General features: G+C 70.1%; 8 protein-coding genes. 1 reads left to right on the top strand and 7 read right to left on the bottom strand.

Translation table 11 applies throughout. The features are described from left to right. Positions 1–500 precede the first annotated feature (500 nt). Positions 501–3,236, bottom strand: coding sequence for an SIR2 family protein (locus ACFW1I_RS23795; RefSeq protein ID WP_030854466.1), 2,736 nt, complete (start codon positions 3,234–3,236; stop codon positions 501–503). Positions 3,237–3,413: 177 nt separating this feature from the next. Here ACFW1I_RS23795 and ACFW1I_RS23800 point away from each other — a divergent pair, with 177 nt between their 5' ends. Beyond that, positions 3,414–4,451: a macro domain-containing protein gene (locus tag ACFW1I_RS23800; RefSeq protein ID WP_223831044.1), complete on the top strand. Its 1,038-nt coding sequence runs from the start codon at positions 3,414–3,416 to the stop codon at positions 4,449–4,451. On the opposite strand, the gene ACFW1I_RS23805 is transcribed toward ACFW1I_RS23800, so the two are convergent. The 6 genes from ACFW1I_RS23805 to ACFW1I_RS23830 all read right to left on the bottom strand — a co-directional run bounded on the left by ACFW1I_RS23805 (position 4,350) and on the right by ACFW1I_RS23830 (position 9,496). Next, positions 4,350–5,117 carry a histidine phosphatase family protein gene (locus ACFW1I_RS23805; protein ID WP_234311707.1) on the bottom strand — a complete coding sequence of 256 codons (768 nt, stop codon included), beginning with the start codon at positions 5,115–5,117 and terminating at the stop codon, positions 4,350–4,352. The genes ACFW1I_RS23800 and ACFW1I_RS23805 overlap by 102 nt on opposite strands. Then, on the bottom strand, positions 5,110–5,871 hold the full coding sequence (locus ACFW1I_RS23810) for an SDR family NAD(P)-dependent oxidoreductase (RefSeq protein ID WP_150161224.1): 762 nt from the start codon (positions 5,869–5,871) through the stop codon (positions 5,110–5,112). The genes ACFW1I_RS23805 and ACFW1I_RS23810 overlap by 8 nt, the downstream gene beginning before the upstream one ends. Next, positions 5,856–6,992 (bottom strand): hypothetical protein, encoded by a 1,137-nt coding sequence (locus tag ACFW1I_RS23815; protein ID WP_367442552.1) that lies wholly within the window; start codon positions 6,990–6,992, stop codon positions 5,856–5,858. Before ACFW1I_RS23815 ends, ACFW1I_RS23810 begins: the two co-directional genes overlap by 16 nt. Beyond that, positions 6,989–7,348 (bottom strand): glycosyltransferase family 9 protein, encoded by a 360-nt coding sequence (locus ACFW1I_RS23820; protein ID WP_384673286.1) that lies wholly within the window; start codon positions 7,346–7,348, stop codon positions 6,989–6,991. Before ACFW1I_RS23820 ends, ACFW1I_RS23815 begins: the two co-directional genes overlap by 4 nt. 963 nt (positions 7,349–8,311) lie before the next feature. Further along, positions 8,312–8,887 (bottom strand): phosphoribosyltransferase family protein, encoded by a 576-nt coding sequence (locus ACFW1I_RS23825; RefSeq protein ID WP_367467097.1) that lies wholly within the window; start codon positions 8,885–8,887, stop codon positions 8,312–8,314. A gap of 48 nt (positions 8,888–8,935) precedes the next feature. Next, on the bottom strand, positions 8,936–9,496 hold the full coding sequence (locus ACFW1I_RS23830) for a hypothetical protein (RefSeq protein WP_384673289.1): 561 nt from the start codon (positions 9,494–9,496) through the stop codon (positions 8,936–8,938). Positions 9,497–9,748 lie beyond the last annotated feature (252 nt).

Consider the following 9,748-nt stretch of genomic DNA (forward strand, 5'->3'; position numbering starts at 1 on the left):
GCTCTCGACCCCCCCCCCCACCCCCGCCCCCAGAGCGGCGCCCCGAAAAATCACACAACACCCCCCCCACACCCCCCCCCCCCCCCCCCCCCCCCCCGGCCCCCCCCCCCCCCACAACGTGCCCGGTGAGGCACTGGCGGAGGATACGAGATTCGAACTCGTGAGGGGTTGCCCCCAACACGCTTTCCAAATGTTCGTACGGGGGTCCGGCGGGGGTCGTGGGCGTCCTGACCTGCGGCGGAGCGTTCGGGGTGGCCCCGTCCGGACGGGCCCGGACGGGGGCGAATGAGACCAGAACTGAGACCAGCACCGCTGGCTGCTCTGCGGCGTGAGCTTGGCGAGCTGTTTTCGTTGGCTCCCGCTGCCTTCGGCCCTGAAGTGGCCGCAGCGCGATCCCGGCTGCCGGGGGAGCCTCTACTTTGGGTCGTAAGAGATGGTGCCTAGGCATGCGCGTCGAGCCCGAGGCGCTGGCTCCCGCCGGGTTTGGGCGCGGGCGTGGGTCACCGTCCGGCCGGCCCGTGGGGGCCTTTTGCCAGGCGGCGCAGGGAGTCGAAGGCCAGCATCCCGTGCGTTTCCATTACGATTCCGGTCGTTTGGGCCGCCTGCGAAGCCGTCCTGTCGAACATAGTTGCTAGTCGGCTGCAGATCTTGACCGTCGACAGCTGCCGTAGTTCGTGGCCTGCCGGTGGACGGTACCAGCTCAAGTACGTCAAAGCGTTCTCCTCGCCGCGTACGCGTTCCAGCAAGATGAAGCAGAGGGCGGGGGCGTCCTTGGTGGTCTGGTCGCCGGTCTGGGCGTTCAGTGCTGCGGCCGACCTGGCGAGGCTCACCAGCGCGTAGCCGGCCCGATCCGCGTCGAGCGCATAGCCGAGCCGGTCGTCTAGGGCGAGAGCTGCCAGACCGGCCGACGCCTGGGCTTCGCCTTCGTCTCTGAGTGAGATCGAGAACTCCACCAGGAACGCCCTGACGGCCCCGCGGTAGTCGACATAGTCCATCAGTCGAGGCGCAAGCCCCCGAGCGTAGGCGCTGGCCCGATGCTTTCCCTCCATGCGGAGCGCCCGCAGTAGGGACACCCGCGACTCCAGGACCTGGTGGCCGGTGCCCTTCACTGCCCCCGTGGCTGCCCAAACCGACTGGGGCGCTGCCAGGAAGCGGGGCAGCAAATAGGCGTCGCGATAGCCCTCGAGTGTCGTGGCCTTCTTCACCAGGCGCTCCCCGCCAGCCTGACCCACGAGTTCGTAGACCTTCTCAGCGGTTCCCTCCCGGTGCAGGTAGTCGACCACGGTTGCAGCGATAGATGGGTGCCGGCAGTAGACGCGGTTGCCAGCAAAGGTCACCGCAGCTTCCCGGCCGAGCGTCTGAAGGATCTTTCCGTCGGCGAAGACGGGGTCGAACCCCGCCATGGCCGCGATCACCGACCTGCTGGCCCCCCTGCCGAAGTTGCCGTCCTTGTCGAGTGTGTGCTGCATTACGCAGATCCCCCCGAAGACGTCGCCGAGATCGACGGAGTCGGTCAGCTTGATCTCGTGGAGCTTGCGCACCAGATCTTCCACGCGGGCACCCAGATCCGCCCCGTACCGGACGTCGAGAACCGCTCCGAAGAGTGTGTTGCTCTCAGCGGCCATGGCGTCTGCCGACGTCGCGAGTCGCTCCGCGATGGTGTCGACCTCTTGGTTCCCGTCCGACAGCAGTCCGAGCCCCTGCCAGGTCAGGGCGATGTTCCTGGCGTCATCGTCGGTGATGCCGTGGAATAGGACATCGTCGATCCACGGTTGCAGTGCCGAACCGGCGCCCTGCCACCACAGCCGGTCGTGACTGGCGAGCAGAAAGGCGATGCCCGACCCCTCGGTCGCCCACACATCTTTAGTGGCCGCCATGCTTTCCATGATCAGGTCGGCCTCGTCGACGCAGATGAGGGTCTTCCCTGCCGCACGGACCTCGTTCAGCCACTCTTTGGTCAGCACCGGCGCACCGGGATCCCGCCACAGTACGTTCCACTCCGGCCGAGAGCCCGCCACCGCGTGCGCTACCTGCCGCAGGGCCAGGGACTTGCCCTCGCCAAGTGGACCGATGGCTACCGCACCGCCGCCACCGCCGACCCGCAAGCGCTCGACCACCTTCTGCTCCAGGAGGGCCGTTGAGCTGAGGACCGGCCAGCGGCCCGGTGCGGCGTCCGCCCACACTGGTTGGGTGCCCTCCGCGAAGGCCCCCGGCTGGTACGAGGCCGAGTCGACCAAAGTGCGCGGCACCCGGGAATACCCGAAGGGAGAAGAAGTCTCCTCGGTCTCTGTCTCGTCCCGATCCAACTGGTCCGTGAACAGCTCGTGTCCGTCGACTCCGAGGTAGAGGGTGAAGCCGGGTGCTCCCACGAATCTACCGATGGCGCCGCTCGTTACAGCGGCCGCATCCGTCTCATACGCCGCCCAGAGAACCTCGGCCTCCAGCAGATCGGCCTTGTCAAGGACCGTGCTGCTCAGGCTCTTCATGAAGCCATCGAGCCACCCGCTGTAGCCCACCACGAGTACGACCGCGTTGGTGAGCAGTTTCCTCAGTACATCGTCCAGCCCGGGGCGGTCAGAGGTGATCCTCGTCGGTACGTTGCTCGTCGCCCGGCCAGTCCAATAGCCGTGGATGTGCAGCACCGGCTGGGCGATGGCTTCCTTCAGCTGCTGCAGGGTGGGGGTGGTGTCGGTCGGGATGGGGATCGGGACCGCGGGCACGCCAGCCTGACCGAGGGCGAGCTCGATCAGCGGATCGAAGTTCGTAGTGATGATCGGGCCCCGCATCCGCCCGTTTAGTGATGCGAAGAATTTTGCGAATTGCCTGTAGCCGCGAGGAATGCGCCAGTTTCCCGTCTTCATGTACTCCCGGCAGAGCTCCTCGTCCCGGGCAACCTCTGCCACGTTCTTCTCGAGCACGTCCGGGCACGCCTGGAGCACAGCCGTCCGGATTGCCCGCATGACCCTGTGCTCACCTGCCTGCCTGGTCAGCACCGCCGCTGCGTTCTGGTACTTGACGCCGGGGTCTTGGGCTTCTGCGACGGTCTCGTCGAACCTGGCCAGACCCCCCTCCGGCATGTGATCCCGGAAGATGTCCGTTAGCTGGGGGACGCTGGGGAGGACCTCACTGCTGATCCCCGAGCCGAAGACGGTGACAAGAGGACGATCGGCTTCCTCGGCCAAGACCTGGAGGCGGATCTTGAGGTCGGAGATGTCACCGAAGTCGATGGGATTCATGAACCGATCCAACCACTGCGGCTAGGGAAGTGTGCACCTCCCGTTGCGCCCTCCCGCCACACGAACGATTTCAAGCCACCCCTAAATGGCTTCAGTTCGCCGATCGCCTAGAGGTGGCGACACCTATGATCGGCCCGTGTCCGGTCCGAGGCAGAGGGGACGCCACCATTGAGTCCGTTGCAGCTCGCCGTCACAGCGATCCTCACCGTCGTCGGCATCGCCCTGCAGATCTGGTCGTCCGCGCCGAGCCGGGCTGAGCGACAGTACGCCCTCCAACTCCCATCCGTCCTGCTGTACTCGCTTGCTGCGGCGCTCTTCCTGTTTTCGGTCTTCCCGGATTCGCTGACGGAAGGCAGGGCGCTGGGGTTCGGCCTCAGCGGCGCGGCCGGATTCGCTGCCTTCTTCATGCTGATCTCCTTCACCTGGCTCGCCAAGACCCGTCGACGGGACGAGCTGACTGCCCGATTGAAGAAGGCTCAGCGTGAGAACACCGCCCTGCGTAGGCAGTTGGCTGGTGAACGACCTTCGGGCGAAGGCCCGCGCCCGCTCGCACAGTCCACGCGGTTCGACGTCCCTCTGCGCGGCAGTAGACGGCACCGGATCGGAGTAGTTACCGGAAATCTTGCGAATGTGCTCGGCGTCGACGTGTGGGTCAATCCAGAGAACACCCGCATGGAGATGTCCCGCATCGACGAGCCGACCGTCTCCGCTGCGATCCGCTACCACGGGGGCCGCCGGGACGACGCCGGGCATCTGGTTGACGACGTGATCGCCAAGGAGCTTGTCGAACTGATGGACGGCCGGCCGTACGTGTCGGCGGGCCAAGTACTGGTCACTGGGCCGGGCGAGTTGTTGGAGAGCCATCAGGTCCGGAGGATCGCGCATGTTGCTGGAGTCGAGGGAGAACCCGGCTCTGGCTACCGCCAGGTGATGGATCTGGCCCGGTGCGCTCGCAACATCCTGGTTGAGGTTGACCGGCTCGCCGAGGCTGGGGAGCCACTGCGCTCGGTCGTCCTGCCGCTGCTGGGAACTGGCGGAGGCAACAGCGATCTGCATCGCACCGTGGATACCCTGCTGGCGGCCACCGTGAGCTACTTCGAAGCCCATCCGACGTCACGCATCCGGATCGTCTATCTGCTGGCGTACACGGACGTGCAAGAGGCCGTCTGCCGGACTGCTCTTGACGCGCGTCCCGAGCTCTCGACAGGGGTCTGAAGGCGCGTCTCGTCGCGGCGGCAGAGCCTTCGGCTGATCCGGTCGACATGGGCCGAAGCCGGGGGCGTCACCTGAGTTCGTCGGAGCGGTCGGCTCGGGCCCTGTGTGGCGCACCTGGGGCAGAAGACGGAGTTCGGCGAACTGCCATGGGGTCTTCGCGGCGGTGGTGAAGGCGGAGGGGCCTTCTGGGAGGTGGGTGAGGACGCCGAGGAGGAGGGTGTGGGAGACGGCCAGGAGGGGGCCGTAGCGCCCGGCGGTGTGGTGGAGGAAGGCGGCGCAGTGGCGGGCGCGGGTGTGGAGGTCGGTGAGGCTTTCGCCGTCTTCGCAGCGGAGGGTGGGGTTGGCGAGGCGGCGGGCTCGCCAGGCGCGGTAGGCCGGCGGGTAGGTCTCGGCTGTGCGGCCGAGGACGATGCTCGGGGCTCGCCATTCGGCGAGAAGGCCAGAGACGGCGACGATCGGCAGGCCCGTGAGGTGCGAGACGAGGGTGGCGGTCTGGCGGGCACGGGGGATCGGGCTGGTGACGATCGCGGTGATGCCCTCGGGGAGGGGGAGGGAGCGGCGTACCTGGTCGCGGCCCTCCTGTGTGAGGGCGGCCTCGTGCGGGGCGTGGTAGCCGGGGCGGTGGCCTTCGTAGGCGCCGTGGCGCATGAGCCAGATGTCAGCCAAGGATCCAGCCTCCGTCGACGCGCAGGGTCTGGCCAGTGATGAAGCTGGCGTTGTTGGTGGCGAGGAAGGCGACGGCGGCTGCGACGTCGTCCGGGCGGCCTCGGCGCTGGACGCACTGGCGGGCGAGCTGCCGGGCGGTCATGGCCTCCGGGTCGTCGACGACGGTGTCCTCGGCGGGGACGCGGATGGAGCCGGGGGCGACGCAGTTGGCGGTGATGCCGGCGGGGCCGAGTTCGCGGGCGAGGGCGCGGGTGAGTCCTTCGAGCCCGGCCTTGGCGCTGATGTAGCCGGACAGGTCGTGGCGGCCCGCCGTGGCGAGGACGGAGCCGATGGTGATGATCCGGCCCCAGCCGACGGCCGCCATGGAGGGGGTGAGCTCGTGGGCGAGGAGGTAGTGGCTGGTCAGGTTGATGGACAGGGCCTCGTCCCAGCGAGCCGGTGTCGTCTCCGTCCACGGTCGGCGGGGGTAGGCGCCGGCGTTGCTGACCAGGATGTCGATCGGGCCGAGCCGGTCGTGGGCCTGGTGGCAGAGGGCACGTACGGACTCGGAGTCTCGGAGGTCGGCTGCCAGGGGGATTGCGGTGCCGCCGCTGTCGGTGATGTGGGTGGCGAGCTCGGCTGCGGCTTTCTCCTCGTGAAGGTGCGCGAGGGCGATAGTGGCGCCGTCGGCGGCGAGGCGTCGGGCGATGGCCGAGCCGAGGCCGCCGGTGGCACCGGTGACCAGGGCGGTACGGCCGTTCAGGGGGCCGGGCATGGCGACTCCAGCGGGCAGAAGTAGGTGGTCGAGTCGAAGGCGGGGCTCATGGCCTCGGCGAGCCGGGCGAGGAGGACGAGCCGGTCCTCGGGGGCCAGGTCGGCCAGGTTGTAGACGCCGAGGATGCGCATGGCGAGGTAGGGGCGGAGCAGATTCGCCAGGTCCTTGCCGGGCCAGAGACGGTCCGCGACCGGTTGTACGAGCTGGTTCCAGTACGCGGTCACGGCGGCTCGCCGGGGTGCCGAGAGGCGCGGGGTGTAGTCGATGTGGATGGTGCTGGTGGTGTGGTCGACTGCCGCTCGTCGGATCTCGGGGGTGTTGGCCGGGACGTGGGCGAAGGTGGCGGGGTGGTCGGCGAGGGCGGTCGGGTTGTACGTGGGTACGAGCCAGCCGCCGAGGGCGGAGGCGTACCAGAGGAAGTTGGCGAACTCGCCGGGGATGCTGTTCATACCGGCGGTGTCGTAGTCGAACCAGGCGAGCGGGTGGGCGAGGTTGACGTCGGTGGGGTCACCCTGGGTGAGGGCCGCCCAGACCGGCTCGGCCGTGGCGAAGTGGGCGCGGAGCCAGCGGAGGGTGGCGGCCCAGTCCAGGCGGTGGCGGCGGCCGTTGATGTTCAGGGTGTAGGTGTCGAGGCGGGAGACGGGGATGTCGATGAGGCCGTCGGCGATCAGGAAGTCCTTGCCGGCGTAGTACGTGTCGAGTCGGCCGCCGGGTGCCGCGCGGTCCCAGTACAGCTTGCGGACGACGTGCGCCGGATCGGCCGGCCACGCCGTCGCGAAGATGACCTCGCGGTACACGGTCGTGAGTTGGGCCATGTAGGTGTGGAGGTCGCCGCGCGCCTCGTCCGTGTTGAGGAGGTCGAGCAGGAGGCCCTGGTCGGTGCCGCCGGGGAGGCGTTCGTACGCGAGGAGGCGGCCGCCCGGCACGCGCAGATGGGCGTGGAGGGCGGGGACGCGGTAGTGCCGGGCGAGGCGGGCGTGGCCGCGGATCTCCTCGCGGGCCTCGGCCGGGTCGCCGGTGTACTTCAGGAGCAGCGGGCGGCCGAGGAGGTCGACGGGGCAGAGCAGGTTGCAGGTGAAGCGCCGTACCGGACCGAGGCGAAGGGGAGGCTGAAAGGTCATTGCCTCACCCCGTTGAGCAGTTCGAGGCAGACCTGGGCCAGCGCGGCGGGCGGGAAAGCGTCCATGTGGATATTCGTGTCGGGGGCGATGGCGTCGCGGACGGGGCAGAGGTCGCCCTGGTGCATGCGGTTGGACAGGTCGGTGGCGACGGCGTGGTGGTGCGGCAGGCCGGTGCGCCACTTGCTGTGGCTGTGGCGCGCGTACAAACCGATGATGGGCGGGGAGCTTCCGTCCCGGCCGCGGGCCATCGCGGCGAGGTGGGTGAGGCCGGTGTCGTTGCCGACGATCAGGTGGCAGTGCGGGAAGAGATCGGCGAGGTGGTCGGCCGGCATCCCGTCGAGGTGGAGGACCTGCACGTGGCGCCGGGGAGCCTCCGCAGTGATGCGGGGGCGCCCCGCCGGGGGGGCGCCCCCGAGGTTGAACCAGGGCGGGGGCGGGGGGGGCGCCGCGCGCGGGGGGGGGGGGGTGGGGGTGGTGCTGGGGGGGGTGCGCGGGCGGGGCGGGGGGGGGGGGCGCGGGCGCGGGGGGGGGGGGGGCCGCCGCGCGGCGGCGGGGGCCCCCCCCGTCCGGGTTGCCGCCGATGAGTAGCAGACGGGCCTGGGCCTGTTGGGCCTCGGCGATGTGCTCGGCGAGGGTGATGTAGCGCTGGGCGGTGTAGTCCTTGCGCTCCGGCCAGCTGGTGGCGGTGATGGCGGCGAGGTTCAGGCCGCCGAGCCAGCCCACCGAGCGCAGTTCCTCCACGAGGTTGTTCGGTCCGGTCGCGAGGGTCGGAGCGAAGGGTGCCGTGGCGGGCAGGCGGATGCCGAGGCGTCGCTCCAGGGCCAGGTAGTGGCGGGCCGGCAGGGCCGGGTGGGCGCGGCCGGCGGTCGACCAACACGGTGGGGCGGCCGGGTCGAGCACCAGGCTGACCGCTGCCTCCGAGCCGTGTGCCTCGATGCCGGGGCGGTCTCCGATCACGGCCCGCCAGCCGCTGGGCGTGGTGGCCTGGGGCTGCCGGATCAGCCCGGTGCGGGCGATGAGCCCCGCGTACGGACCCACCGCCCGAACAGCCACGCGGACTGACCGCAGCCGCAGCCAGTCGAGGACCGAGCGGACACCCGACAGCGCGAGGAGGGTGTCGCCGAGCTTCCCCTCGAAGGCCACCACTACCTCACCGCACCCGCTCAGGCGGTGGACGAGCTCGGCGGAGGCGGCAAGCGGGAGTGGTGCGCCGATGGGAACGCTGTCGCGGTCGTACCCGAGCGGGGTGGTGTGCACGGCCCCGGCGGGGACGACCAGGGAACCGTGGTGGAACCGGATCCCCACCGGGGCGACTGCTGTCACGCCGCGCCCTCGATCGTGGTGAGCGAGACCAGCGGCAGACCGAGGTCGGTGAGCAGGTCGCGGGCTCCGCGCGCGGTGTCCTCCACCAGGCAGGCCGCCGCCAGCGGGACGGCGCCGGCCTCGCGGAGGCGGCGGGTGAGGTCGGCCAGGGTCCGGCCGGTGGTGATCTCGTCGTCCACGATGACGATGCGCTGTCCGGGGGCGATGCCGTACGCGAAGACATCGGTGCGCATCGCGTGGGGCTCGCTGAAGCGGACCGCGCCGTCGAGGGGGAGGTGCAGCTTCCAGGCGATCTTGTACGGGAGGTGGGCGGCGCCGGCGAGGGAGACGGTCGGCAGGATGCCGCCGGCGTCCAGGCCGAGGAGGAAGTCCACGGAGCCGAGTCCGTCCGGCACCTGCTCCTGGAGCAGACGCCACAGGTCGGCCCCGGTGTTGGCGAGGGTGTCGGGGTGGACCGGGTTCTCCAGGCCGTCGAGGGAGTGGATGACGCGCTCGCGGCGGCTCGTGGCTCCGACGCTGAGCCGTTCGACAATCCGGGCGGAGAAGGACGGGACGGCGATGGTTTCGGGCATGGCGAAGCTCCTGTCGGATGGAGAAGGGAAGACGAAGGGGGAGGCCGTTCAGGCGGCGAGCTGGGCGGCGTACCAAGTGAGGAGCTGGTCGACCGCTGTGGTGACGGGCTTGAGAACGAGCTCGGTGTCGCCCTCGCACCAGGCACTGGCGATCTCGGCCAGGGAGGGTACCGACACGGCGAGCAGGCCCGGCATACGGGAGGCCGCGGCGAGGATCCGGTCAGGGCCGGACTCCCACTGGTTGTGCTCGCGTAGGAGGAGGCGGCAGGCGAGCACAAGATGCTTGTAGAGCTGCCGCAGAGTGGCCGGGCCCGCGTCGGCGCGCAGTCGGCGCATGGTCAGGACGACCTGAGGGAGTTCATGGACGGCGGCGAACGCCAGCTCGTCTCGACCGATCGTCGGCAGTTCGAGGCCTGGTGCGGCGTGCAGAACGGGGCTGCCCTGCTGAAGTTGATGGAGGACGAACGCCAGGCGCGGGGTGAGGCGTCGGGCGGTCAGTTCGCCGGGCGTGACGAGGGTGGGACCGAGGGAGGCCGCACCGCTCAGAGCGGTCTGGTACTGCTCCAGGGCCTCGTGGACCCGGCCGATGGCCTCGTGCTCGGCGATCACGAGGAGGTCCAGGTCGGACCAGCCGGCGATCCAGCTGCCCTCGCCGGGGCTGCCGGTCAGGGCGGCGAGCCTTACGCCGGGGCCGTATGCCCGTACCGTGTCGGTGAAGTCGGGCGGGGCCCACCCGCCGCCCGCCCCCCGCCCCCCCCGTCCACGCCCACAGCCAACCCCACAACCCGGCCCACCCCGCCGCCCCGCGCGTCGCCCACCCCCACCCGCGGCGCGCCCCCCCCCCCCCCCACCACCCCCGCC

This window comes from Streptomyces sp. NPDC058955, assembly GCF_042741435.1.
Classification (GTDB): domain Bacteria; phylum Actinomycetota; class Actinomycetes; order Streptomycetales; family Streptomycetaceae; genus Streptomyces.